Source organism: Kitasatospora sp. NPDC004745 (assembly GCF_042873275.1).
Lineage (GTDB): Bacteria > Actinomycetota > Actinomycetes > Streptomycetales > Streptomycetaceae > Kitasatospora.
The window spans coordinates 51611-78288 of sequence record NZ_JBIALK010000004.1 but is presented as its reverse complement, the minus strand read 5'-3'; the positions used below and the strand labels follow the sequence as shown (position 1 = coordinate 78288).

Here is a 26678-nt window from a genome sequence, read left to right as displayed (position 1 = left end):
TGCCGTGACGTGAGTAGAGGAAGCACCGTGATCCCGGTTTCGTACGCCCAGCAGCGTCTCTGGCTGATCGACCAGATCGAGGGGCCGACCGCGCTGTACAACCTGCCGTTCGCCCTGCGTCTGCGCGGCGAGCTCGACACCGCCGCGCTGCGCGCCGCGACGGCGGACGTGGTCGCCCGTCACGAGTCCCTGCGCACGGTGTTCCCGGTGGTCGGGGGAGTCCCGGTGCAGCAGATCCTGCCGGCCGAGGAGGCGCAGCCGCGCTTCCGGGTCGTGGACTGCGCACCGGCCGACTACCCCGGCCACCGGGACGCGGCCGCCGCCGAGACCTTCGACCTGAGCGGCGAACCGCCCATCAGGATCACGGTGTTCACCCTCTCACCGACCGAGCACGTGCTGCTCGTCGTCCTGCACCACATCGCCGGTGACGGCTGGTCGCTCGGCCCGCTGCTGCGCGACCTCGCCACCGCCTACCGGGCCCGGCTCGCCGGCCGCGGCCCCGACTGGGAGCCGCTGCCCGTCCAGTACGCCGACTACGCGCTCTGGCAGCGCGACCTGCTCGGCGACGAACACGACCCGGAAAGCCTGCTCGCCCGCCAACTCGACCACTGGCGAACCGTCCTGGCCGCGCTGCCGGAGGAACTGGAGCTGCCGACGGACCGCCCCCGACCGCCCGCCCCCAGCGGCGCCGCCGACGCCGTGGACCTCGCCTGGGGCGCGGACCTGCACACCGCCCTGCTCGACCTCGCCCGCACCCACCGCACCACCCTGTTCACCGTCCTCCAGGCCGGCCTGGCCGCCCTGTTCACCCGGCTCGGCGCCGGCACCGACATCCCGCTCGGCACCGGTGTCGCCGGCCGCTCCGACGAGGCGCTGGACGACCTGGTCGGCTTCTTCGTCAACTCGCTGGTGCTGCGGGCCGACACGTCCGGTGACCCGGGCTTCGCCGAGCTGCTCGGCCGGGTCAGGGAGGCCCAGCTGGAGGCCTTCGCCCACCAGGACATCCCCTTCGACCGCCTGGTCGAGGAGCTCAACCCGCCCCGCGCCCTCGGCCGCCACCCGCTGTTCCAGACCCTGCTCGTCCTGCAGAACCACGGGCAGGACGCCGGACTCGACCTGCCGGGGCTGGAGTCCGCCCCCGAACCGATCGGCCTGCGGGTCGCCAAGTTCGACCTCAACATCGGCATCGCCGAGCAGCACGGCCCCGACGGCACCCCCGCCGGGCTCACCGGCTCCATCGAGTTCGCCGCCGACCTCTACGACCGCACCACCGTCGCCGCCCTGGCCGACCGGCTCGGCCGCCTCCTCGCCGCCGCCGCGGCCGACCCGCACGCCCCCATCGGCACGCTGGACGTCCTCGCCCCCGAGGAGCGGACCCGCATCCTCACCGAGTGGAACGCCACCGCCGCCCCGCGCCGCACCGGCACCCTGGCCGAGTCCTTCGAGCAGCAGGCCGACCTCACCCCGCACGCCACGGCCCTCGCCCACGACGGCGGCACCCTCGACTACGCCGGGCTCGACGCCCGCGCCAACCGGCTCGCCCACCACCTGATCTCCCTCGGCGTCGGCACCGAGACCCCCGTCGCGATGCTGATGGAACGCTCCGTCGACGTCGTCGTCGCCACCCTGGCGGTCCTCAAGGCCGGCGGCTGCTACGTGCCCATGCACCCCGGCCTGCCGCCCGAGCGGATGGCCGACGTGCTCGCCGACACCGGCGCCCCCGTGCTGCTCACCGACCGCGCCGACCCCGGCTTCCCGCACCGGGCCGCGGTCGTCCGCCCCGGCGACGAGAGCGGCGCCCCGGCGCACCGCCCCGGCGTGCCCGTCCACCCGGACCAGCTCGCCTACGCGATGTACACCTCCGGCTCCACCGGCCGGCCCAAGGGCGTCGCCGTGCGCCACCGCGACGTCCTCGACCTGGCCGCCGACCGCCGCTGGCAGGACGGCCGCCACCAGCGGGTCCTGCTGCACTCCCCGCACGCCTTCGACGCCGCCACCTACGAGATCTGGACGCCGCTGCTGGCCGGCGGCACCGTCGTGGTCGCCCCGCCCGGCGCCCTCGACGCCGCCGCCCTGCACGCCGTCACCAGCCGCCACGGCGTCACCGCCGCCTTCCTCACCAAGGCCCTGTTCGACCTGGTCGCCGAACAGGCCCCGGAGACCTTCGCCGCCCTGCGCGTCGTCTGCACCGGCGGCGAGGCCGCCTCCGGCGTCCTGATGCGCCGCGTCCTCGACGCCTGCCCCGACCTGCTGCTCGCCCACGTCTACGGACCCACCGAGACCACCACCTTCGCCACCCACCACCCGCTCACCCACGCCGACCTCGACGGCCCCCGGGTGCCGATCGGCGGCCCGCTGGACAACATGCGCAGCCACGTCCTCGACGCCCGGCTGCAGCCCGTCCCGCCCGGCGTCCCGGGCGAGCTGTACATCGCCGGGGCCGGCCTGGCCCGCGGCTACCTCAACCGGCCCGGCCTGACCGCCGAACGCTTCGTCGCCTGCCCGTTCGCCGACCCGTCCGACGAACCCGGCTCCCGCATGTACCGCACCGGGGACCTCGTGCGGCTGCGCGCCGACGGCGCCGTGGAGTTCCTCGGCCGGATCGACGGCCAGGTCAAGCTGCGCGGCTTCCGGATCGAACTCGGCGAGATCGAGGCGGCGCTCTCCCGCCACCCCGCCGTCCGCCAGGTCATCGTGATCGCCCGCGAGGACCGCCCCGGGGACACCCGCCTCGTCGCCTACTGCACCGCCGACGCCTCGCTCACCCCCGAGGAGCTGCGGACCTTCGCCGGCACCTCGCTGCCCGGCTACATGGTCCCCGCCGCCGTCGTCGTCCTCGACGCCCTGCCGCTGAACGACAACGGCAAGGTCGACCGCCGGGCCCTGCCCGCCCCCGACCTCGCCGCCGACGGCACCGGCCGCGCCCCGCGCGACGAGCGCGAACGGGCCCTGTGCGAGCTCTTCGGCGAGCTGCTCGGCATCGACGACATCACCATCGACGACGACTTCTTCGCGCTCGGCGGCCACTCGCTGCTCGCCACCCGCCTCACCGGGCGGGCCCGCACCGAGCTGGGCGTCGAGCTCTCCATCGGGGACCTCTTCCAGGCCCCCACCGTCGCCGGACTCGTCGACCGGCTCGCCGACCGCGCCGCCGACGCCCCCGCCCCGGCCCGCCCCGCCCTGCGGCCCGTCGCCCGGCCCGAGCGGGTGCCGCTCTCCTTCGCCCAGCGCCGGCTCTGGTTCCTCGCCCAGGCCGACGGCCCCTCGGCCACCTACAACGTCACCCTCGCCCTGCGGCTGCACGGCCCGCTCGACCCGGCCGCCCTGGAGGCCGCCCTCGGCGACGTCGTCCGGCGGCACGAGGCCCTGCGCACCGTCTTCGGCGAGCAGGACGGCACGCCGTACCAGCGGGTCCTCGACGCCCCCGCCACCGGCCTGCTCACCGTCACCGACCGCCCGACCGACGAGCTCGCCGGCCACACCTTCGACCTCGCCGCGGACCTCCCCGTCCACGCCTACCTGCGCAGCGAGGGAGCCGGGGAGCACGTCCTGGTCCTGGTCGTCCACCACATCGCCGGGGACGGCGCCTCGCTCGGCCCGCTCTACCGCGACCTCACCCGGGCCTACCGTTCCCGCGTGGACGGCGACGCCCCGCAGTGGGCGCCGCTGCCCGTCCAGTACGCCGACTACGCGCTCTGGCAGCACGAACTGCTCGGCTCGGAGGAGGACCCGGACAGCCCGGTCTCCCGGCAGCTCGCGCACTGGCGCGAGGCGCTGGCCGGCGTCCCCGAGGAGCTGCCGCTGCCGCTGGACCGCCCGCGGCCGCCGGTCGCCACCCACCGCGGCGCCGTCGTCCCGCTGGAGTTCGACGCCGCCCTGCACGCCCGGCTCACCGCACTCGCCGCCGAGCACGGCGTCACCCTCTTCATGGTCCTGCGGGCCGCGTACGCCACCCTGCTGCACCGCTTCGGCGCGGGCACCGACGTGCCCGTCGGCACCCCGCTGGCCGGGCGCCTCGACGAGGCCGTGCACGAGCTGGTGGGCTTCTTCGCCAACACCCTGGTGCTGCGCACCGATCTGTCCGGCCGGCCGAGCTTCGCGGACCTGCTGGCCCGGGTGCGGGAGACCGACCTCGCCGCCCACGCCCACCAGGACGTGCCGTTCGAGCGGCTGGTGGAGGAGCTGAACCCGACCCGGTCGACCGCCCGCCACCCGCTGTTCCAGGTGATGCTGGCCTTCGCCGGCGCCGCCGAGGACGGCCCGGACCTGCCCGGCGTGACGGTGACGGAGGAGCCGGTCGACTTCGGCACGGCCACCTTCGACCTCACCCTGCGCCTGGTCGAGCGGCAGGGCGCCGGCGGCGCCGGCGAGGGGCTGGCCGGCGTCCTCGAGTACGCCACCGACCTGTTCGACCGCGAGACCGCCGAACGGCTCGCCGCCGCCCTGGACACCATCCTGCGCCAGGTCGCCGCCGACCCCGGCCGCTCCGTCGCCGAGCTGGACGTCCTGACGGAGCAGGAGCGGGCCGCGGACGCCCACACGCCGCTGCCCGGGCAGGTGCCGCTGGTGCCGGCCGCCTTCGAGGCGCAGGCCGCCGCCACCCCGGACGCCGTGGCGCTGGTCTGCGGCGAGCTCTCCCTGACCTTCGCGCAGCTCAACGCCCGGGCCAACGGCCTCGCCCACCGGCTGATCGCCGCGGGCATCGGCCCCGAGCGCGTGGTGGCGCTGGCCCTGCCCCGCTCGGCGGAGACGGTGGTCGCCGTCCTCGCCGTGCTCAAGGCCGGCGGCGCCTACCTGCCGCTGGACGCCGAGTACCCGGCCGACCGCACCGCCGACACCCTGGCGCAGGCGGGCCCGGCGCTGGTCCTCACCGACGGGCGCTGGCCGCTGCCCGAGGTCCTCCACGGGCACCCGGTGCTGGACCTCGGCGACGACGCCGCCACCCCGGAGACCGACCCGGCCCCGCGGGCCGCGGCGTCCGACGCCGCCTACGTCATCTTCACCTCCGGCTCCACCGGCCGCCCCAAGGGCGTCGTGGTCCAGCACGGCAGCATCGCCGCGCTGCTCGCCGCCCACCGCACCGGCGTGATGGCGGGCACCGCCCGGCAGCGGGTCGCGCTCACCGCCTCGCTCTGCTTCGACGCCTCCTGGGACGGCCTGCTGTGGCTGGTCGCCGGCCACGAGCTGCACCTGATCGGCGGCGACGTGCGGCGCGACCCCCGGGCCCTGGTCGGCCACGTGCGCGAGCACGGGATCGGCGTGCTGGAGGTGACCCCCTCCTACGCGGAGCAGCTGATCGAGGAGGGCCTGCTGGAGGAGCCCGCACCCGCCCTGGTGCTGCTCGGCGGCGAGGCCGTCGGCCAGGCGCTCTGGACCAGGCTGCGCGAGGCCCCCGGCACCGCCGCCCACAACCTGTACGGCCCCACCGAGTGCACCGTCGACGCCCTGACCCACCCGCTGGCGGCGACCGGGCGGCCCGTCCTCGGCCGCACCGTCGCCGGTACCCGCGCCCACGTCCTGGACGGGCACCTCAACCCCGTCCCGGTCGGCGTGCCGGGGGAGCTGTACCTGGCCGGCGCCGGCCTGGCCCGCGGCTACCTGCACCGCCCGGGCCTGACCGCGGAGCGCTTCGTCGCCTCGCCCTTCGAGCCGGGCGCCAGGATGTACCGCACCGGTGACCTCGTCCGCCGCACCCGCGACGGAGAGCTGGAGTACCTGGGCCGCACCGACGACCAGGTGAAGATCCGCGGCTTCCGGATCGAGCTCGGCGAGATCGAGCGCGCCCTGACGGCCCACCCGCAGGTGCTCCAGGCCGCCGTCCTGCCCGACGCGGACGGGCTGCGGCTGATCGCCTACGTGGTCGCCGACGGCCTGCTGGACACCGCCGGGCTGCGTGCCGCCGCGGCCCGGACGCTGCCCGGCTACATGCTCCCGGCCGCGGTCGTCGCCCTGGACGCGCTGCCGCTCAACGCCAACGGCAAGCTGGACCGCTCCGCCCTGCCGGCCCCGGACTTCGGTGCGCTGTCGGCCGGCCGGGCGGCGCGCACGGCGCAGGAGGAGATCCTCTGCGGGCTGTTCGCGGAGGTGCTCGGGCTGGACTCCGTCGGCATCGACGACGACTTCTTCGACCTGGGCGGGCACTCGCTGCTGGCGACCAAGCTGCTCAGCCGGGTGCGGGTGGCGCTGGGCGCCGAGCCGGGCATCCGGGACGTCTTCGAGGCGCCGACGGTGGCCGGGCTGGCCGCCCGCCTGGGCGAGGGCTCCGGGCGCCCGGCGCTGACCGCGGGCGGTGCGCGGCCCGAGCGGCTGCCGCTGTCCTTCGCCCAGCAGCGGCTCTGGCTGATCGACCGGATGGAGGGCCCCAGCCCCCTCTACAACGCCCCGCTGGCGCTGCGCCTGACCGGGCCGCTGGACACCGCCGCGCTGGAGCTGGCGCTCGGGGACGTGGTGGCCCGGCACGAGAGCCTGCGCACCCTGATCGCCGAGGAGGACGGCACCCCCCACCAGCGGATCCTGCCCGTCGGTGAGGCCGCCGTCGGGCTCGACACCCGGGAGTGCCCGGCCGACGAGGTGCCCGACACGGTGGCCGGGCTGTGCCGGCACGCCTTCGACCTGCGCACCGAACTCCCGCTCCGCGCCACCCTGTTGCGGGTCTCCGCGGAGGAGCACGTGCTGGTCCTGGCGCTGCACCACATCGCCAGCGACGGCTGGTCCCTCGGCCCGCTGGTCCGCGACCTCACCTCGGCCTACACGGCCCGCACCGACGGCGCCGCCCCCGGCTGGGCGCCGCTGCCCGTCCAGTACGCCGACTACGCGCTCTGGCAGCGCGGGCTGCTCGGCGAGGAGAACGACCCGGAGAGCCTGGCCGCCCGCCAACTCGCCTACTGGCGAGCGACCCTGGCGGACCTCCCGGAGGAAGCCACGCTGCCGGCGGACCGCCCCCGCCCGCCCGTCGCCTCCCACCGCGGGGGCCGGGTGGCGCTCGGCCTCGACGCCGAACTCCACCGTGCGCTGGGCGAGTTGTCCCGCGAGCACCGGGTGACGATGTTCATGACCCTGCAGGCCGCGCTCGCCGCCCTGCTCACCCGTCTCGGCGCGGGCACCGACGTGCCGATCGGCTCCGTGGTGGCCGGGCGCTCCGACGAGGCCCTGGACGACCTGGTCGGCTTCTTCGTCAACACCCTGGTGCTGCGCACCGACACCTCCGGCAACCCGAGCTTCACCGAGCTGCTCGGCCGCGCCCGGGAGACCGCCCTGGGCGCCTACGCCCACCAGGACACCCCGTTCGAGCGCCTGGTCGAGGAGCTCAACCCGGCCCGCTCGCTCGCCCGTCACCCGCTCTTCCAGATCATGCTGGTGCTGCAGAGCAACGAGCAGGCCGAGCCGGCCACGGCGGGCCTGCGCGTCGAACCCCTCGGAGCGGGCAACGGATCGGCCAAGTTCGACCTCAGCCTGATCGCCGAGGAGTCCTTCGGCCCCGACGGCGAGCTCACCGGGATCGACTGCGCCCTCGACTACGCCACCGACCTGTTCGACCGCGCGACGGTCGAGGCGATCGCCGTCCGGTTCGGGCGGCTGCTGGCCGCGGTGGCCGCGCAGCCCGGGCTGCCGATCGGCCGGGTCGAGCTGCTCTCCGCCGAGGAGCGGGCCGCCCTGCCCACGGCCGGCCCCGCCCTGCCGGCCGAGGCTCCGCTGCTGCCGGCGGCCTTCGCGGCCCAGGCGGCCGCGACCCCAGAGGCCGTCGCCCTGGTCTGCGGCGACACCCGGCTGACCTTCGCCCAGCTGAACGCCCGCGCCAACCGGCTCGCCCACCGCCTGCTGGCCGCCGGCGCGGGCCGGGAGTCCGTGGTCGCCCTCGCCCTGCCGCGCTCGGCGGAGACGGTGGTCGCCATGCTGGCCGTGCTCAAGGCGGGCGCCGCCTACCTGCCGCTGGACGCCGAGTACCCGGCCGAGCGCACCGCCCACATGCTGGCGGACGCCCGCCCGGCGCTCGCCCTCACCGACGACCGCTGGCCGCTGCCCGAGGTCCTGGCCGGGCTGCGGACCCTGGACGTCACCGAACCCCCCGCGGACGGCGCCGCCGACCCGCGCTGCAGCGCCGACCCGCAGCACGCCCTCGACCCGGCCCGCTCCGCCGACCCGCAGTGCGCCGTCGACCCGGGCGACGCCGCCTACGTCATCTACACCTCCGGCTCCACCGGCCGCCCCAAGGGCGTCGTCGTCCCGCACGGCGCCGTCGCCGCCCTGCTGGCCGCCCACCGGGCCGCCCTGATCCAGGGCACCGAACAGGCCCACGGCCGGCAGCGGATCGCGCTCACCGCCTCGCTCTGCTTCGACGCCTCCCTGGAGCCCGTGCTCTGGATGTACGCCGGGCACGAGCTGCACCTGATCGGCGACGAGCTGCGCCGCGACCCGGCGGCGCTGGTCCGCCACACCGCCGCGGCCGGCATCGACGCCCTGCACCTCACCCCGTCCTACACCGAGCAGCTGATCGAGGAGGGCCTGCTGGACGCGCCCGCCCCGCGCCTGCTGCTGCTCGGCGGCGAGGCGATCGGCCAGGCCCTGTGGCAGCGGCTGCGGGAGCACCCCGACACCGCGGGCCACAACTTCTACGGCCCGACCGAGGCCACCGTGTACGCGCTCACCCAGCCGCTGGACGCGGTGGAGCGCCCCGGGCTCGGCGGCCCGATCGCCGGTGTGCGGGCGTACGTCCTGGACGAGCACCTCAACCCGGTGCCGGTGGGCGTGCCGGGGGAGCTGTACCTGGCCGGCACCGGTCTGGCCCGGGGCTACCTGGGCCGGCCGGGCCTGACGGCGGAACGGTTCGTCGCCTGCCCGTTCGAGCCGGGTGCCGGGCCCCTCCTGCCCGGTGGCGGGCAAGGAGGGAGGATGTACCGCACCGGCGACCTCGCCCGCCGCACCCGTGACGGCGGCGTGGAGTACCTCGGCCGCACCGACCACCAGGTGAAGATCCGCGGCTTCCGGGTCGAACTCGGCGAGATCGAGCAGGTGGTGGCACGCCACCCCGCCGTCCGGCAGTGCGTGGTCACCGTCCGGGAGAGCGAGACCGGCGACCGGCTGGTCGGCTACTGCACGGTGGACCGGGACACGCCCGAACTCGCCGCCGAGCTCCGCCGGTTCGCCGCCGAATCGCTGCCCGGCTACATGGTGCCCGCCGCCGTCGTCCTGCTCGACTCGCTGCCCCTGACCGGCAGCGGCAAGGTCGACCACCGGGCCCTGCCGGCCCCGGACTTCGGTGCGCTGTCGGCCGGCCGGGCGGCGCGCACGGCGCAGGAGGAGATCCTCTGCGGGCTGTTCGCGGAGGTGCTCGGGCTGGACTCCGTCGGCATCGACGACGACTTCTTCGACCTGGGCGGGCACTCGCTGCTGGCGACCAAGCTGCTCAGCCGGGTGCGCTCCACGTCGGGCGCGGAACTGGGCATCCGGGACGTCTTCGAGGCGCCGACGGTGGCCGGGCTGGCCGCCCGCCTGGGCGGCGAGGGCTCCGGGCGCCCGGCACTCACCGGGGGCGGTGCGCGGCCGGAGCGGCTGCCGCTGTCCTTCGCCCAGCAGCGGCTCTGGCTGATCGACCGGATGGAGGGCCCCAGCGCCCTCTACAACCTGCCGCTCGTCCTGCGCGTGGCGGGGGAGCTGGACACCGCCGCGCTGGAGCTGGCGCTCGGGGACGTGGTGGCCCGGCACGAGAGCCTGCGCACCCTGATCGCCGAGGAGGACGGCACCCCCCACCAGCGGATCCTGCCCGCCGAGCAGGCCCGGGTCCGCGTCGAGCTGCTGCCGCCCGGCACCGCGCCGGCGAGCTGCACCGCCCGGCCCTTCGACCTGGCCGCCGACCTGCCCGTCCGCGCCCACGTCATCCCGTCCGCGCCCGGCGAGCACCTGCTCGCCCTGGTCCTGCACCACATCGCCGGGGACGGCTGGTCGATGGGCCCGCTGCTGCGGGACCTCGCCACGGCCTACGCGGCCCGGACCGACGGCGCCGCCCCGCAGTGGGCGCCGCTGCCCGTCCAGTACGCCGACTACGCGCTCTGGCAGCGCGGGCTGCTCGGTGCCGAGGACGACCCGGAGAGCCTGCTCTCCCGCCAACTCGGCTACTGGCGCGAGGCGCTGGCCGGTCTGCCGGAGGAGCTGTCGCTGCCCGTGGACCGGCCGCGCCGGGCGACCGCCGGCCACCACGGCGACCGGGTCGTGGTGCCCTACGGCGCCGAACTCCACCGTGCGCTGGGCGAGTTGTCCCGCGAGCACCGGGTGACGATGTTCATGACCCTGCAGGCCGCGCTCGCCGCCCTGCTCACCCGTCTCGGCGCGGGCACCGACGTGCCGATCGGCTCCGTGGTGGCCGGGCGCTCCGACGAGGCCCTGGACGACCTGGTCGGTTTCTTCGTCAACACCCTGGTGCTGCGCACCGACACCTCCGGCGACCCGAGCTTCACCGAGCTGCTGGCCCGGGTCCGGGAGACCCAACTCGACGCCCACGCCCACCAGGACGTGCCCTTCGAGCGGCTCGTCGAGGAGCTCAACCCGGCCCGCTCGCTGGCCCGCCACCCGCTCTTCCAGGTGGCGCTGCTGCTGGAGGGCCAGGGGGACTCCGCGCCGTTCGCCCCGGCCGGGCTCGACGCCTCCGTCGAGTCCTCCGACGGGACGGTCGCCAAGTTCGACCTGAGCGTGGGCCTCGGCGAGTCCTTCGACGCGGACGGCGCGCCCGCCGGGCTGGAGTGCGCGATCGACTACGCCACCGACCTGTTCGACCGCGCGACGGTCGAGGCGATCGCCGTCCGGTTCGGCCGGCTGCTGGCCGCGGTGGCCGCGCAGCCCGGGCTGCCGATCGGCCGGGTCGAGCTGCTCTCCGCCGAGGAGCGGGCCGCCCTGCCCACGGCCGGCCCCGCCCTGCCGGCCGAGGTCCCGCTGTTGCCGGCCGCCTTCGCGGCCCGGGCCGCCGAGACCCCGGAGGCCGTCGCCCTGGTCTGCGGCGACACCCGGCTGACCTTCGCCCAGCTGAACGCCCGCGCCAACCGGCTCGCCCACCACCTGATCGGGGCGGGCGTCGGCCCCGAGTCGGTGGTCGCCCTGGCCCTGCCGCGCTCGGCCGGGAGCGTGGTCGCGATCCTCGCCGTGCTCAAGGCGGGCGCCGCCTACCTGCCCCTGGACCCGGACCACCCGGCCGAGCGCACCGCCGCCACCCTCGCCGACGCGGGCGCCGCCCTCGTCCTCACCGACGAGGGCTGGCCGAAGCCCGAGGCCCTGACCGCACGGCCCACCCTGGACCCCGGCGCGGCCGACGGACCGGACACCGACCCGGCACCGCGCGCCACGGCCGACAACGCCGCCTACCTCATCTACACCTCCGGATCCACCGGCCGCCCCAAGGGCGTCGTCGTCCCGCACGGGGGCATCGCCGCCCTGCTGGCCGCCCACCGCGGCGGGCTGATCGCCACCGCCGAGGCCGCCCACGGCCGGCTGCGCGTCGCGCTCACCGCCTCGCTCGGCTTCGACGGATCCCTGCAGAGCCTGCTCTGGCTGTTCGCCGGGCACGAGCTGCACCTGATCGGCGACGAGCTCCGCCGCGACCCGGCCGCCCTGGTCCGGCACGTCCGCGCGGCCGGTATCGGCGCCATGGACGTCACCCCGTCCTACGCCGAGCAGCTCCTCGCCGAGGGCCTGCTCGACGCCGCCGCACCGCCGGTGCTGGTGCTCGGCGGCGAGGCCGTCGGACAGCAGCTGTGGACGAGCCTGCGCGCGGCACCGGGCACCGCCGCCCACAACCTGTACGGCCCGACCGAGGCCACCGTCTACGCCCTCGCCCAGCCGCTGGACGCGGTGGAGCGCCCCGGGCTCGGCGGCCCGATCGCCGGTGTGCGGGCGTACGTCCTGGACGAGCACCTCAACCCCGTCCCCCCGGGCGTGCCGGGGGAGCTGTACCTGGCCGGTCCGGGTCTGGCCCGCGGCTACCTGGGCCGGCCGGGCCTGACGGCGGAACGCTTCGTCGCCTGCCCCTTCGAGCCGGGTGCCGGGCCCCTGGTGCCCGGTGGCGGGCAAGGAGGGAGGATGTACCGCACCGGCGACCTCGCCCGCCGCACCCGCGACGGCGGCGTGGAGTACCTCGGCCGCACCGACCACCAGGTGAAGATCCGCGGCTTCCGCATCGAACTCGGCGAGATCGAGCACGTGCTGACCCTCCACCCGGGCGTGGGCGCCGCCGCCGTCCTGCCCGACCCGGACGGCCTGCGGCTGGTCGCCTACGTCGTCACCGACGGCCCGGTCGACACCGCCGAACTGCGCGTCTTCGCCGCCGGACACCTGCCCGGCTACATGGTGCCCGCCGCCGTCGTCCCGCTGGCCGCGCTGCCGCTCACCGGCAGCGGCAAGCTCGACCGGGCGGCACTGCCCGCACCGGACTTCGGACTGCTCACCGGCGGCCGCGCCCCCCGGACACCGCAGGAGGAGCTCCTCTGCGAGCTGTTCGCCGAGACCCTCGGCCTGGAGACCGTCGGCATCGACGACGACTTCTTCGACCTCGGCGGCCACTCCCTGCTCGCCATGAAGCTGCTCGCCCGCGTCCGCACCGCCCTCGGCACGGACCCCGGCATGCGGGCGCTGTTCGAGGCGCCCACCGTGGCCGGGCTCGCCCGGCGGCTCGACCACGGCCCGGCCGCCGACGCCCTGGACGTCCTGCTGCCGCTGCGCACCGGCGGCGACCGCCCCCCGCTGTTCTGCGTCCACCCGGCGGCCGGCATCAGCTGGGTCTACTCCGGCCTGCTCCGCCACCTCGGCCCCGACCAGCCGGTCTACGGCCTCCAGGCCCGCGGCCTGCGCGGCGGCGCACCGGCGAGCGTCGCCGAGATCGCCGAGGACTACGTGCGGCAGATCCGCGCGGTCCGCCCCGACGGCCCGTACCACCTGCTGGGCTGGTCCTTCGGCGCGGTCGTCGCGCAGGAGATGGCCGTCCGCCTGCAGGCCGAGGGCGCCGAGGTCGGCCTGCTCGCCCTGCTGGACGGCGCGCCGGCGGCCCGCACCGACGACGCCCCGCCCGTCGAGGCCGTCGACACCCTGGCCGAACTGCTCCACTCGCTCGGCTACGACCCGGCGGACGGCCGGGGGCTCGCCGACCTGCGGGCCGTGCTCGGCGAGGCGGTCGCCGTCCTGCCGGAGGTCTTCGACCGGCACCGCAAGCTGATGGCCGAGCACGTGCCCGACCGTTACCGGGGCCCCGCCGTCTTCTTCGGGGCCACCACCGGCAAGCCCGCCGACTGGCCGTACGAGCAGGCCTGGCACCCGTACCTGGACGGGGCGGTCGAGCCCCACCGCCTCGACTGCGCGCACGGCGAGCTGGCCGGGCCGGAACCCCTCGCACGGATCGCCGCCGTGCTCGCCGAGAAGCTTGGAGCGTGATCCGCGATGACCACCACCGTCCCGATCGAGTCACCGGCGCCGCCGCGCCCGCCGCGCAGCCGGTGGGGGCTCTGGGCCCACGGGGACTTCCGCCGGCTCTGGATCGGTGAGACCACCAGCAACCTCGGCACCGCCGTCGGGAGCGTGGCGCTGTCCCTGGTGGCCGTGGTCACCCTGGGCGCAGGCCCGCTCGCGGTGGGCGTGATCAACGCCGCCGCCTGGCTGCCCTGGCTCTTCCTCGGCCTGCCGGCCGGCGCCTGGGTGGACCGCTGGCCGCGGCTGCGGGTGATGCTGGTCTGCGACCTCCTGCTGCTCCTGTTCTTCGGCAGCGTCCCGGTGGCCGCCTGGCTGGGGGCGCTCTCGCTCGCCCAGCTGGTGGTGGTGGCCCTGCTGACCGGAGCGGTGAAGGTGTTCTTCTCCACCGCGTACGGCGCGGTGCTGCCCACCCTGGTGGTGAAGGCCGACCTGCTGGAGGCCAACGTCAAGCTGCGCTCCGGGGCCTCGGCGGCGGAGATCGCCGGGCCGGGCGCGGCCGGTCTGCTCTCGCAGGCCTTCGGTGCCGCCAGCGGGATGCTCGTCGACTCGCTGACCTACCTGGTGTCGGCGATCTGCCTGCGGCGGATCAGGACGCAGGAGCACCCCCCGCCGGCGTCCGAGCGGCGCGGCATCCCGCGCGAGATCGGCGAGGGCGTGCGGTTCCTGCTGCGCGACCCGTACCTGCGGACCTTCGCCTGCTTCGCGGCGGTCGGCAACCTGGGGCTGAACGGCATCCAGGCGGTGCAGACGGTCTTCCTGGTGCGCAGCGTCGGGATCGAACCGGGCGCGGTGGGCGCGGTGTTCGCCCTGGTGAGCGTCGGCGGCCTGGCCGGGGCGATGCTGGCCGGGCGGATCGCCCGCCGGCTGGGCACCGCGCGCGGCCTGCTGGCCTGCGAGCTGGTGGCCGCGCCGTTCATCCTGCTGCTGCCGCTGGCGGGCGAGCGGCTGCCGCTGGCGGTGAGCGCGCTCGCCTGGGCCGTCGCGGTCTGCGGCGTGGTCGCCGGCAACGTCCTGGCCGGCAGCTTCTCCCAGGCCTACTGCCCGCCCGAGCTGATCGGCCGGATCCGGGCCAGCTCCGCGACCCTCAACTACAGCGCCATCCCGGTGGGCGCCCTGCTCGGCGGCTACCTGGGCGAGGTGCTCGGCGCCCGCACCACCATCTGGGTGATGGCCGGGGTGCTGCTCTCGGCCGGTCTGCTGCTGCTGGCCAGCCCGCTGCGCGGCCTGCGGGACTTCCCGACCCGGCCGTCCACGCCCGCGGCCTGACCATCCGTCATCCGCTCCTGCCGCACCCGCCGTTCCCCGTCCCCTCTCCCGCCGTCTCCCCCACCTCTCCCCGCCCCGCATCCGGAGGACCCCGATGACCCGCACCGCCCGTCCGCGCCGCTACCTGATGTGCCGGCCGACCCACTTCGACGTCACCTACGCCATCAACCCGTGGATGGACCCGGCCAAACCGGTGGACACCGACCTCGCCGTCGCCCAGTGGGAGCGGCTCTACGCCCTCTACGCCGAACTCGGCCACCGGGTCGACCTGATCGACCCGCTGCCCGGCCTGCCCGACATGGTCTACGCGGCCAACGGGGCCACCGTCGTGGACGGCAGGGTGCTCGGCGCGCGCTTCCGCAACACCGAACGGGCCGCCGAGGGCCCCGCCTACCTGGAGTGGTTCCGCGACCGCGGCTTCGCGACGCACGACCCCGAGCACGTCAACGAGGGCGAGGGCGACCTCCTGCTGACCGCGGGCTACGTGCTGGCCGGCCGGGGCTTCCGCAGCGTGGCGGAGGGCCACGCCGAGGCGCAGGAGTTCTTCGGCCGGCCGGTGGTGGGCCTGGAGCTGGTCGACCCGCGCTTCTACCACCTCGACACCGCGCTGTCGGTGCTCGACGGGGACGAGATCATGTACTACCCGGAGGCGTTCTCGCCCGGCAGCCGGGCCGTCCTGCGCCGGCTCTTCCCGGACGCCCTGCTGGTGAGCGAGGCCGACGCCGAGGTCTTCGGGCTGAACGCGGTGAGCGACGGCCTGCACGTGGTGCTGCCGGAGGCGGCGGTGGGCCTGGCGGCGCGGCTGCGGGAGCGCGGCTTCCGGCCGATCGGGATGGACCTGAGCGAGCTGCTCAAGGGCGGTGGCAGCGTGAAGTGCTGCACCCTGGAGATCCGCGCGGCCGCCTGATCCGGCGGTCGGTGACCATCGGTGCTCCGCCGTAGATCGGCCGTTGAACGGCCCCCGCAAGACTGGTGCCACACCACGAAGGAGCCCTTCCCCACCAGGGAAGCGACCAAGGGAGCACCAGAGATGACGAAGCGTCCGGCCACCGCCTCCGCCCGCCGCCGCCTGTTCGCCGCCGGCCTCGGGGTGGCCATCGCCCTCGGCGCAGGCGTCACCGCCACGGCCGCGGTGGCGGGGGCGGCCGGCACCGGGTCGGCGACGGTGGTGGTCGGTGACGCGACCCCGACTCCCACCCCCGCCGCCCCGACCCCGACCTCCACCACCGTGCACGGCAGCACCGGCGACTGGAACAGCACCGGCTCCTGAGCGGGCGGCTCCGACTGCAGGATCGATTCTTCCCGGGACATCCGGCCCGGCGGTGACCCCCTGGGGATCATCCCGCCCGGCAGCGGCCCCTACGCGTCACCCCGCCCGGCGGTGACCCGGCCCGGCGCCACCCGGCGGGTGACCCGCCCCCGCGTCGCCTCGCCCGCCGCAGCAGGTCAACGCCCCGGCCGGCAGCCCGTCAGCGGCACGACCGCCGCCTCCCGGCCCTTCCCCCGCCGCTCCTCCCGGACCGACGCGACGGCGTCCCCCTCCCGGACCGACGGGCCCCCGTCCCCGCCCGCGACCGACGGGCCCTCCCCGGAACCCCGGGCCAGCAGCCCCGCCACCTCCCGGGCGTCCGGCAGCCCCAGCCGGACGAAGATCGCGTGCGCCGCCCGCCACCGGCCCCGCGCCTCGGCCCCGCGCCCGAGGTCCGCCAGCGTCCGGCCCAGCACCACCAGCGCCTGCGCCTGGTCCCGCTCCGCCCCCAGCTCCTCGCACAGCTCCAGCGCCCGCCCGGCGTGCTCGAACGCCTCCTCCGTCCGGCCCAGCGACCGCAGACTGTCCGCCAGCCGGTAGCGGGCGTGCGCGGCCCGGGCCTGCAGACCGGCCGCGGTGGCCACCGCCAGGCACTCGCCGAACCAGGTCACCGCCTCCTCGTGCCGCTCCAGCCCGTGCAGCGCCAGCCCCAGCACGTACAGGGTGTACGCCCGGCCCGGATCGTCGTGCCGGGTACGCAGTTCGGCCAGCGCCTCGTGGCAGATCTCCACCGCCTCGGCGGCCCGGCCGCTGCGCACCCGCGCCAGCGCCGCGTTCACCGTCGTCACCAGCGCCCCCGAGCGGTGGCCGAGCTCGCGGGCCAGCAGCAACGCCTCGTCGTAGTGCTCGACGGCCTCGTCGTAGCGGCTGAGGAACTGGCAGACCAGACCGAGGTCGTTCAGCGCCTGGCGCAGGATCACCGTGTCTCCCGCCGAGCGCGAGGCGGCCACGGCGAGGCGGCCCGCCGCCTCGGCCTCCTCCAGCCGGGTGGTGGCCAGGGCGACGTTGCCGCGCAGGAAGTGCGCCCGGCCCGCTGCCCGGGGGTCGGCGCGGTGGTCCGCCGCGGCCGCCAGGGCGTCCGCCGTGGCGGCCAGCCGGGCACCGGGCGGGGCCAGCACGAAGGGCGTGAGCGCGATCAGCAGGTCGATCGCGGCCCGCAGCGGATCCGGGAGGGCGCCCTGCGCGCCGGTGCCGTCCGGTGCCGCCGGCACCTCGGCCATCGTCCAGGCGGCGACCTGGGCGGCGACCGCGATCGCCCCCGAGCCCTCCGCCTCGGCCCAGGCCCGGGCGCCGTCCGGGCTGCCGAGCGCCACGCCCGGCCCGCGCGCCGGACCGAGCGCGCCGGCGGCCGGGTCCCCGGGGACGGCGTACTGGAAGGCCGAGCAGGCGGTGGCCAGCAGGTGGTCCAGCAGCCGGTCACGGGCCTCCAGCGTCGTGCCGGGGCCGTCGGGTCGTCGCCGGGCGAAGGCGCGGAGGAGGTCGTGGTAGCGGTAACGGCCGGGGAACGGTGACTCCATCATCGCCACGTCCACCAGGGCCTCCAGCAGGTCCTCGGCGTCGTACTCGTCCAGGTCCAGCAGGGCGGCCGCGGCGGGCAGCCCGATGTCCGGCCCGTCCACCGAGGCGACCAGCCGGAACGCCCGGGCCTGGGCGGGCGACAACTGGCGGTAGCTCAGTTCGAAGGCCGCCTCCACCTCGAGGTCGCCGATGCGCAGCTCGTCGATCCGCCGGCGCTCGACCGCCAGCCGGCGGCCCAGCGTCTGCACCGTCCAGCTCGGCCGGGCCGCCAGCCGGGCCGCCACGATCCGGACCGCGAGCGGGAGGTGGCCGCAGACGACCAGGAGGTCCCGGGCGGCCTCCGGCTCGGCCGCCAGCCGCTCCGCGCCGATGGTGCGGCCCAGCAGTTCCAGGGCCTCCTCCGGTTCGAAGACCCCGAGATCGGCCTGGACGGGCGCGGGCAGGCCGGACAGCCGGGTCCGGCTGGTGGTGAGCACGGCGCAGCCGACCGCACCCGGCAGCAGGGGTCTGATCTGAGCGGTGTCGTGGACGTTGTCGAGCACCAGCAGCAGGCGCCGGCCGTCGACGACCGAACGGAACAGCGCCGAGCGGGCGTCCAGCCCCTCGGGCACCGCGTCGGCCGGCACGCCGAGCGCCACCAGGAAGCCGCAGAGCACCGCCTCCGGGTCGGCCGGGGTGGCGTCGGCGCCCCGCAGGTCGGCGTAGAGCTGCCCGTCCGGATAGGCGTCGCGGACCCGGTGGGCGACGTGCAGGGCCAGCGCGGTCTTGCCGACCCCGCCCATCCCGACCACGGTCGCGATCACCAGCGCCCGCCGGTCCGGGGCGCCGAGCGCCTCGCCCAGCCGCTCGACCAGTACCGTGCGGCCGGTGAAGTCCGCCGCGTCGGGAGGCAGTTGGGCCGGGCGGGGGGCGGTCGCCGGGGCCCCGGCGGGTGTGGCGGCCGACTCCCTGTCCGTCACGGCGGGCGCGGCGGGCGGGTACGGCGGCTCGACCCGCGGCTCGGCCGACCCGTTCGGGGCGCTCGGGCCGCTCAGGCCGTGCACGCCGTTCAGCCCGATCGCGCCGTTCAGCCCGTTCGCGCCGTTCAAGCCGTTCGCGCCGTCCGGGCCGGACACGACCACCGCCGACGGCGCCGGCGCGGCGAGCGACGGGTCGCCCTCCAGGATCCGCTGGTGCAGCAGTTCCAGCTCCGACCCGGGCTCCACCCCCAGCTCCGCCAGGAACAACTGACGCGCGCTCCGGTACACCGCCAGCGCGTCCGCCTGTCTTCCGGCCTGGTACAGCGCGCGCATCAGCAGCCCGTACGCCCGCTCGTGCAACGGGTGCTCGGTGGTCAGCGAGGTCAACTCCGGGATGCACCGGGAGAACCGCCCCAGCGCGAGGTCCAGGGCGATCCGCTCCTCCAGCAGCGTCAGCCGCAGCTCCTGCAACCGCTGCCGCTGCCGCTGCGCGAACGGCCCCGGGATGCCGACCAGCGGCTCGCCCTGCCACAACTCCAGCGCCTGGTTCAACAGATCACGCGCCTGCTGCGGCCCCCCGGCCGCCGCCGTCCGCTCGGCCTGCGCCGCCAGCTCCTCCGCCTGCGCCGCGTCCACGGCGTGCTTCGGCAGCACCAGCCGGTAGCCGTCCCCGACCGAGGTCAGCACGTTTGGCGCGTCCGGCCCCTCGCCGTGCAGCACCTTGCGCCACCGCCAGGCGTACGTCCGGACCGTCGTCATCGCGGTGCTCGGCGGCTCCTCGCCCCACAGGGCGTCGATCAGGTCCGTGGCGCTCGCACCGTGCCCCGGCCGCAGCAGCAGCACCGCCAGCATCGCCTGCTGCTGCGGGCTGCCGACCTTCAACACGGTGGTACCGCGCTGCGCCCGCATCAGCCCCAGCACGGAGAACCGGAAATCACCCATTCCTGCACCTGCCCGCTTCATGTGCTCGCCCCCGCCCCAGCACGTGCCCGCCCCCGATTGATGAGCCCCTATCAACCCACGGCACCCGTCGAAATGTCGAGGGATCGTAGAGCCCGTGGTGATCCGGTGTTGATCGGCGCCCACCACAATCACCGGTGTGGCGTCCACGGTCGGCCCGGCACGCACCGCCGGACCCGCCACACCCCCGGTCGCCCCGCCACCGCCCGGCGACCACCCACGGCCCTCGGAGGCGGACACCCATGAACACCGACCTGCTCTACCGGCTGCTCGAGCTCGACCCGGGCGCCGGCCCGGTCGAACTGCTCCACCGGGCCCGCGCAGGCCGGAACCTCCCCTACCTGGTGCTCGCCGCGCTGGACCGGGAGGGCGTCCGGATGGGCGAGCACGCCCGCGCCGAGCTGCAGCGCGCCCGCGAACGGGCCCGCTGTTACGCCGGGATCGCCGACGACCTCGCCGACGCCACCGGGGTCCGGCCGATCCGGGACCTGCCGCTGGCCGCCCACTACCCGTCCGACCTGCCGCGGCCGCTGGGCGAACTCGCCCTCGTCAGCCCGACCGAGGCCACGCTCTGGCAGGCCGTCAACCGGCTGGTCACCGACCACCCGGTGGAGTCCGTCGAGGTCACCCTGCTCGGCGAGCGGCCCCGGCACACCGCCGTCACCCTGCGCTGGCCGGCCGAGGACCCGCTGCTCGACCCCTGGTACCAGGTACGGGTCGCGACCGCCGCTCTCACCGGCGACCTCGCCACCGTCCCGGTCCGCCCCTACCTGGCCGCCGACGACCACGTCGAGTGCCTGATCGCCCTCGCCGAGGACGGGCTCCGCCGCCCCTTCGGCCCGGGCGACGTCATCGACGTGGCCCAGCTGGCCGGACAGCCCTTCGAACCCGTCGAGACCGCCGCGGTGGTCGCCGCCTACCGGCTGGCTCCGGAGGCCGTCGCCCTGCTCGACCTCGCCGCCGAGCACGTGCCGCTGGGCCCGCTGGGCGGAGTGCGCACCGTCCTGGAGGCCGAGGTCGGCCCCGAGCTCCGGCGCCGCCGCACCGAGGCCCGCCCGCTCCGGCCGCGGCACGGCACCCTGCTGCGCCGCACCGTCATCCGGCACCGCTGGGACGAGGCCCTCCTGCTGCCGGCCGGCGCCGCCACCCTGCTGCTCACCCCGGTCGCCGACTACCTGCTCACCGCGGAGGGCGACCGGCCGGCACCGGCCGAACGCGCCGCCGCCCTCGCCGCCCTCCAGGCCTGGGACGCGACGGCCCCCACCACCCCGCACCCGTCCCCCTGCCTCGGCGCCCCGCAACCCCACCGTGGCTGACCCCGCGGCCGCTGACCCCACCGCCGCTGGCCCCGCGGCCGCGGGCCGTGCCGCGGTCGGCCGGGCGCGGCGGTCAGGCGCGGCGGTCAGGCCGCCAGCGGGAACTCGCACCAGACGTTCTTGCCGCTGCCGAGCGGCTCCACGCCCCAGCTCCCGGCGAGGGCGTCCACCAGCAGCAGCCCGCGGCCGGAGGTGGCCGTCTCGCCGGGGGCCCGGCGGCGCGGCAGGACGCTGGAGCGGTCCCGGATCTCCAGGCGGATGCAGGGGGCGGTTCCGGCCCGCAGTTCGATGGTGAGCAGTGCGCCCCCGTCGGTGTGGACCAGGGCGTTGGTGATCAGTTCGTCCGCCGTGAGTTCGACGTCCGACAGCAGGTCGGTCGCACCCCACGCGGCCAGGGCCTGGCGGAGCATGGCCCGGGTCTCCGCCAGCCCCTCCGGGTCGGCCTGGTGGACGTGCTGGGTCATCTGCCGGGTGGTGTGGGCGCCGGGTACGGCTGCGCGGTGCAGCAGCAGGAGCGCCAGGTCGTCGCTGTTGTCGAGGCGGCTGGGGTGGCTGCCGCAGAGGTGGTCGGCGAGCGCCTCGGTGTCGAGCGGGCCGGCGCGCAGGGCGGCGGCGAGCGCGTCGAGGCCGTCGGTGATGTCCCGGCCGGGGTGTTCGACCATTCCGTCGGTGCACAGCAGCAGGGTGTCCGCGGGGTTGAGGTCGAGGCGGGTCTCGGGGTAGGAGTCCTGGCCGAACACCGTGGCCACGCCGAGCGGCAGACCGCCGCGGACGCCGGCCCAGGCGGTCAGGCCGGTGCCGCGCCGCACGAGCGGTTCGAGGTGGCCGGCCCGCACCAGGCGCAGTGTTCCGGTCTCCAGGTCGGCGTCGACGTAGATGCAGGTCGCGGACCGCTCGGTGTCGAGGTCGGCGAGGAACCTGGACACGCGGGCCATCACCGTGGCGGGCGTGTGTCCCTCGGTGGCGTAGGCCCGCAGGGCGATCCTCAACTGGCCCATGATGGCGGCCGCGTGGCTGTCGTGCCCCTCCACGTCGCCGACCACGAGACCGACCCGCCGGCCGGGCAGGGGGATGACGTCGTACCAGTCCCCGCCCACCTCGCGTCCGCTGTGGCCGGCACGGTAGCGGACGGCCACCTCGCCGCCGGTGATCTCGGGGATGCGGCGCGGCAGCATGGTGTTCTGGAGCGTGGTCGCGAACTCGCGCTCCTGGTCGAAGAGCATGGCGCGCTGCAGGGACTGTGCGACGGCACTGCTGAGCGCGATGCAGATATTGCGGTCCTCGGTGCTGAAGGGGCGCCCGTCCCGGTAGAACAGGCCCAGCGCGCCGATGGAGCGGGCCTGGGCGGCCAGCGGCAGGAAGGCCGCCGCCTCGATCCCCATCTCCTCGGCGTAGGGCAGCAGCCGGGGGTAGCGGGTGGTGAGCTCCTCCCTGGTGCTGACGAACCGCGGGCGCCGGGTGAGCACGGCCTCGGACAGCGGCAGGCCGTCGCCCAGGTGGGTCAGCGACAGGTCGTCCCGGGCCCTGAGCTCCGCCGACGGCTGCTCGGTCGCGGCGACGAGGCGCATCACGTCCCCGTCGACCAGCCCGAGGGCCAGTCCGTCCGCGCCGAAGCGTCGCAGCCCTTCGCTGTCGGTCAGCACGCCGGTCACGTCGCGGACGGTGATGGCGCGGGCGAGGGCCTCGGTGGTGGCGCGCACGGAGTCGGTCTGGCGGCGCCGGTCGGCGGCGAGCGTGCGCATCCCCTCGGCGTGGGCCAGCTCCTCCTCGGCGTTGCGGACGATGCCGACGATGCGGTACGGCCGGGCCTGCGGGTCCCGCAGGACGCGCCCCTGGGTGTGCGCCCAGCGCAGGGATCCGTCGCGGCAGACCAGGCGGAAGTAGCACGCGAAGGTCAGGTGCCCCTCGCGCAGCGCGAGCGAGACGGCCTCGTCGAGCCGCTCGCTGTCCGCCGGCAGCACCCTGGCGGAGAGTGACGAGGGGTGTCCGTCGAACTCGTCGGCCCGGAGGTCGAACACGTCCAGGCCCACGTCGTCGAGGTGGTAGGTGTCCTTGTCGAGGTCCCAGTCGAAGCTGCCCATGCCGTTGAGCGCCAGCCGGTCGTTGGCCGCGGTCGGCTCGGCGGCGCCCTGGCGGGCCGCCGACGGCGACGGGGCGCGGGCGGACACGGGGCGGGTGATCCGGGGGTCGTAGCCGCCCGGAGACCTGGACGCGTTTGCCATGGCAGGGCTCCCGTCCGATCGATGGCCCGCCGCCGGATCCTCCACGACCGGCTCGCCCCTGCCCGCTGCGGTCACGGAGAGTGGCGTACACGCGCGACGACGTGGCGCCGTAGGTGCTCCGCCGCCCGCGCCCGGTCCGTTCCTGGAACGCCTGGTCAGTCTATCCAGGGGGCGCGGCCTCGGCATCGACGCGCGAACCGCGGACCCGACCGGGACCTCAGCCGCCGATGTCGTACGCCACGGTGACCGGCGCGTGGTCGCTCCAGCGTTCGGGGTGGGTGTCGGCGCGTTCGACGCGGGCGTCGGTCGCCCGCTCGGCGAGGGCGGGGGTGGCGACCTGGAGGTCGATGCGCCAGCCGGAGTCGTTGTCGAAGGCGCGGCCGCGGTAGGACCACCAGGTGTAGGGGCCGGTGCGGTCGGGGTGGAGGGCGCGGACGACGTCGACGTAGCCGGCCTCGTCGTAGACGCGGGAGAGCCAGGCGCGCTCCTCGGGGAGGAAGCCGGCGGCCTTCTGGTTGGCCTTCCAGTTCTTGAGGTCCTCGGGGCGGTGGGCGATGTTCCAGTCGCCGCAGACGACGACCTCGCGGCCCTCGGCGGCGGCGCGGGTGCGGAGGGCGGTGAGGTGGTCGAGGAATTCCGCCATGAAGCGTTCCTTCTCGTCCTGGCGCTCGGTGCCGACTTCTCCGGAGGGGAGGTAGAGGCTGGCGACGGTCAGGCCCGGGAGGTCGATTTCCACGTACCTGCCCGAATTGTCGAATTCCTCGGACGCGAATCCGATGACGCTCCGCAGGGGCTCCTGTCGGGACAGGACGGCGACGCCGGCCCGGCCCTTGGCGGCGGAGGGGGCCCAGACCGCGTGCCAGCCGTCCAGGTCGCGCAGTTCGACGGGCAGTTGCCCGGGCTCGGAGCGCACCTCCTGCAGGCAGATGACGTCCGCCTCGGTGGCGGCCAGCCACTCGATGAAGCCCTTCTTGGCCGCCGCCCGGATTCCGTTCACGTTCACACTCGTCACCACGATCACCCGGGCAGCCTACCGAGCGTCCGGGCCGCGGCCGAAGCGTGACGCGCGCGGTCGCGGTATGACGTGAACGCGGCATGAATATGTGCGACAGTCGCACCAAGGCCTGCCATTGGTCTTGACCATCTCCGGACGAAGCCCCTAGGGTCGCTTACTGCAAAGACCTTTAATAAAGAAGGACGGATAAAAGCCCGCTCTCCCACCTGCCGCAACAGCGGACAGCGGGCCCGGCATCCGCCCTCCTCGGTGCAGGGCGGACAGAACCAGGTGGAGGACACGGTGGGGACGACAGGACAGCTTTCGGCGGTGCCGGAACCGAAGTACTGGCACCTGCGCACGGTGCTGCTGCGGGCCATCGACTCGGAGTTCTCCACCGGCCAGGTCCTGCCCAACGAGCGCGAGCTGTCCGCCCGCTTCGGCGTCGCCCGCGCGACCCTGCGGCAGGCCCTCGACCAGCTGGAGCTGGAGGGCCGTCTGGTCCGCCGCCGGGGCATCGGCACCCTGGTCGCCGCCCCGCGCGTCGGCGTCCCGGTCAACCGGCAGGAGGAGGGCTGGCCCGGCGCCGCCCGCAGCCACGCCTGGCGGACGGTCGACTGCACCACCGCCCCCGCCTCCGCGCAGCTGGCCAAGAACCTGGGCATCCCCGAGGGCGCCACCGTGCACACCGTCCGCCGGGTCCGCCTGGTGGAGGGCCGGGCGGTGGCCAGCGAGTCGCTGCACGTCCCGGCCGCCGCGCTGCCGCACCTGCCCGGCTTCCGGGCCGAGAGCGACCGCGCCCGCTCGGTGCTGCGCCAGCTGGAGCGCCTGGAGGTGGACGGCGAGTCCCGCTCGGTCGAGCTGGGCGTCGCCGAGGCCAGCGAGGCCGTCCTGCTGGAGCGCCCGCCGGGCTCGCCGGTACTGGTGATGACCACCCAGTACGCCGCGGCCGGCCGTCTGGTGGCACTGGCCGTCTCCACCTACCGGGCCGACACCTGCAAGCTGACCTTCGGTGAGACCGGTCTGGTGGAGGTCACCCCGGTCGCCGCCGGCTCCGAGGTGCGCACCGCCTCCTGATCCACCCTCCGAAACCCTCAGGGCGAGGCCCGGACACCCGCGCGGTGTCCGGGCCTCGCCCGTGTCGGAAACCGGTGCCCGAAGCCCGGGCCCGCCTCCCGTGCCCGAAGCCCGGCCCGGCACGCGTCAGGCGCGCCCGTTGCCGGTGGTCGGCGGGTCGACGGCGAAGAGCTGGTCCTCGACCTGGTCGAGGGCGACGCGCAGCGCGCCCATGGCCACGACCTCGGAGCCGAGCGCGGCGAGCGCGACCTCGGGGGCGCGCAGGGTGAACTGGGCCAGGCGTTCGCGCAGCGGTTCCAGGACGCCGTCCAGGCCGGCGGCCCAGCCGCCGATCACCACCAGCCGGGGGTCGATGGCCAGGACGAGCGCGGCGACGCCCTGCACCAGCCGGGTGAGGAAGCGGTCCATGGCGACCTTGGCCACCTCGTCGCCCTCCCGGGCGAGCCGCAGGACGCGGGCCACGGCGGCCTCGTCGAGCGGGTTGAGCGGCTTCCCGGTGGTGGAGAGCAGGCGCTCCGGGGTGACCTCCTGGCCGAGCAGGTGGAGGGCGCCGATCTCGCCGGCCGCGCCGCCGAAGCCGCGGTGCAGCCGACCGTCGATCAGGGAGCCGGCGCCGGGGCTGAGGCCGGCCATGACGAAGACGACGTCGCCGGCGCCGACGGCGGCGCCCTGCCAGTGTTCGGCGATGGCGGCGAGGTTGGCGTCGTTCTCGATCAGGACGGGGCAGCGGAAGGAGCGGCGCAGCCGGGCGCCGAGGTCGAGTCCGGTCCAGCCGGGCATGGCGGTGCCGAGCTGGACGGTGCCCTCGCGGTCGACGATGCCGGGGGTGCCGACGCCGACGGCCCACAGGTTGTCGCGGGAGATGCCGGCCTTGCGCAGCACCTCGGCGACGGCGGTGCGGACGGCGGCGAGCCGGTCCTCGGCCTCCAGGGTCTCGTCCACCGGCTTGAAGTGACTTCCCACCACCTCGCCGGTGAGGTCGGCGAGGACGACCCGGATGTCGTGCACCCCGATCTCGATGCCGAGGATGTGCCCGGCCTCGGCGCGGAACCGGAACCAGCGGGCCGGGCGGCCGCGGCGGCCGGCGCCGCTCTGCCCGTCGTCCTTGGGCTGCTCGACCTCGGCCACCAGGCCGGTCTCCACCAGGCCCTCGATGACGCCCTCGACGGTGGGGCGGGAGAGTCCGGTCTCGCCGACGAGCTGGGTGAGGGTCACGGAGTGGCCGGTCCGCAGCGCCCGAAGCGTGACCGCCGCGTTGATCCGCCGCAGCAGTGAGGAGTCTCCTCCGGTGAGCCGATCCGCCAATGCGATGCCCTTCGCCGTTCGCGCGACTGCCCTGGCGCGCGGTGTCGAGTGCGCGGTGCCCACCGAATGGCCCGCGGGGGTGTGCCGTCCGGTCACGGCGCGCCGGCAGGGGGCCGCCCGCGCCAGGGCCGGAGGACATGCGGGAGCCTACCCGGGGGCGGGCCCGGCGGGCGAGAATCCCCGCAGCTCATCCAGGCTTCGGTATCGAAATGGTACGCATCGGGTGGCGGTGCGTGACCCGGGCTTCACCGCTCGACCACGGACGGCCCGTACCGGGGCCCCCGGAGCGGCCCGGAGGCGGGTACGGGC

At 75.9% G+C, this 26678-nt stretch carries 10 protein-coding genes; 6 read left to right on the top strand and 4 right to left on the bottom strand.

Annotated elements, in window-relative coordinates; genetic code table 11:
• Positions 1-27 precede the first annotated feature (27 nt).
• The 4 genes from ACFYUY_RS09430 to ACFYUY_RS09415 all read left to right on the top strand — a co-directional run bounded on the left by ACFYUY_RS09430 (position 28) and on the right by ACFYUY_RS09415 (position 15979).
• Entirely contained in the window at positions 28-13407 is a 13380-nt protein-coding gene (locus ACFYUY_RS09430) for an amino acid adenylation domain-containing protein (protein WP_387899642.1), read from the top strand.
• 6 nt (positions 13408-13413) lie between these two features.
• Positions 13414-14709, top strand: coding sequence for an MFS transporter (locus ACFYUY_RS09425; RefSeq protein ID WP_387899639.1), 1296 nt, complete (start codon positions 13414-13416; stop codon positions 14707-14709).
• A gap of 94 nt (positions 14710-14803) precedes the next feature.
• Positions 14804-15616, top strand: coding sequence for a dimethylargininase (ddaH, locus tag ACFYUY_RS09420; RefSeq protein WP_360211025.1), 813 nt, complete (start codon positions 14804-14806; stop codon positions 15614-15616).
• 123 nt (positions 15617-15739) lie between these two features.
• A complete protein-coding gene (locus ACFYUY_RS09415) occupies positions 15740-15979 on the top strand; it encodes a hypothetical protein (protein WP_360211023.1) in 240 nt (79 codons plus the stop codon).
• Between the two features lie 176 nt (positions 15980-16155).
• Here the strand turns inward: ACFYUY_RS09415 and ACFYUY_RS09410 are convergent, their stop codons facing one another.
• Complete coding sequence (locus tag ACFYUY_RS09410) at positions 16156-19437, bottom strand: BTAD domain-containing putative transcriptional regulator (RefSeq protein WP_387899635.1); 3282 nt, start codon at positions 19435-19437, stop codon at positions 16156-16158.
• 260 nt (positions 19438-19697) lie between these two features.
• On the opposite strand from ACFYUY_RS09410, the gene ACFYUY_RS09405 reads away from it, so the two are divergent.
• Positions 19698-20771 carry a hypothetical protein gene (locus ACFYUY_RS09405; RefSeq protein WP_360211019.1) on the top strand — a complete coding sequence of 358 codons (1074 nt, stop codon included), beginning with the start codon at positions 19698-19700 and terminating at the stop codon, positions 20769-20771.
• 86 nt (positions 20772-20857) lie between these two features.
• Here the strand turns inward: ACFYUY_RS09405 and ACFYUY_RS09400 are convergent, their stop codons facing one another.
• Both ACFYUY_RS09400 and ACFYUY_RS09395 read right to left on the bottom strand, forming a co-directional pair.
• Positions 20858-22993 (bottom strand): SpoIIE family protein phosphatase, encoded by a 2136-nt coding sequence (locus ACFYUY_RS09400; protein WP_360211017.1) that lies wholly within the window; start codon positions 22991-22993, stop codon positions 20858-20860.
• Between the two features lie 217 nt (positions 22994-23210).
• Positions 23211-24005 (bottom strand): exodeoxyribonuclease III, encoded by a 795-nt coding sequence (locus ACFYUY_RS09395; RefSeq protein ID WP_387900011.1) that lies wholly within the window; start codon positions 24003-24005, stop codon positions 23211-23213.
• A 285-nt stretch (positions 24006-24290) separates the two neighbouring features.
• Between ACFYUY_RS09395 and ACFYUY_RS09390 the strand changes: the two genes are divergently transcribed.
• Positions 24291-25064, top strand: coding sequence for a GntR family transcriptional regulator (locus ACFYUY_RS09390; RefSeq protein ID WP_360219507.1), 774 nt, complete (start codon positions 24291-24293; stop codon positions 25062-25064).
• Positions 25065-25190: 126 nt separating this feature from the next.
• Here ACFYUY_RS09390 and ACFYUY_RS09385 read toward each other — a convergent pair whose 3' ends face one another.
• A complete protein-coding gene (locus ACFYUY_RS09385) occupies positions 25191-26369 on the bottom strand; it encodes an ROK family protein (protein WP_360219504.1) in 1179 nt (392 codons plus the stop codon).
• Positions 26370-26678 lie beyond the last annotated feature (309 nt).

Coding starts and splice junctions, on each gene's coding strand:
- ACFYUY_RS09425 (WP_387899639.1), top strand. CDS start 13,414: ATGACCACCACCGTCCCGATCGAGTCACCGGCGCCGCCGCGCCCGCCG.
- ddaH (WP_360211025.1), top strand. CDS start 14,804: ATGACCCGCACCGCCCGTCCGCGCCGCTACCTGATGTGCCGGCCGACC.
- ACFYUY_RS09410 (WP_387899635.1), bottom strand. CDS start 19,437: ATGGGTGATTTCCGGTTCTCCGTGCTGGGGCTGATGCGGGCGCAGCGC.
- ACFYUY_RS09400 (WP_360211017.1), bottom strand. CDS start 22,993: ATGGCAAACGCGTCCAGGTCTCCGGGCGGCTACGACCCCCGGATCACC.
- ACFYUY_RS09405 (WP_360211019.1), top strand. CDS start 19,698: ATGAACACCGACCTGCTCTACCGGCTGCTCGAGCTCGACCCGGGCGCC.
- ACFYUY_RS09415 (WP_360211023.1), top strand. CDS start 15,740: ATGACGAAGCGTCCGGCCACCGCCTCCGCCCGCCGCCGCCTGTTCGCC.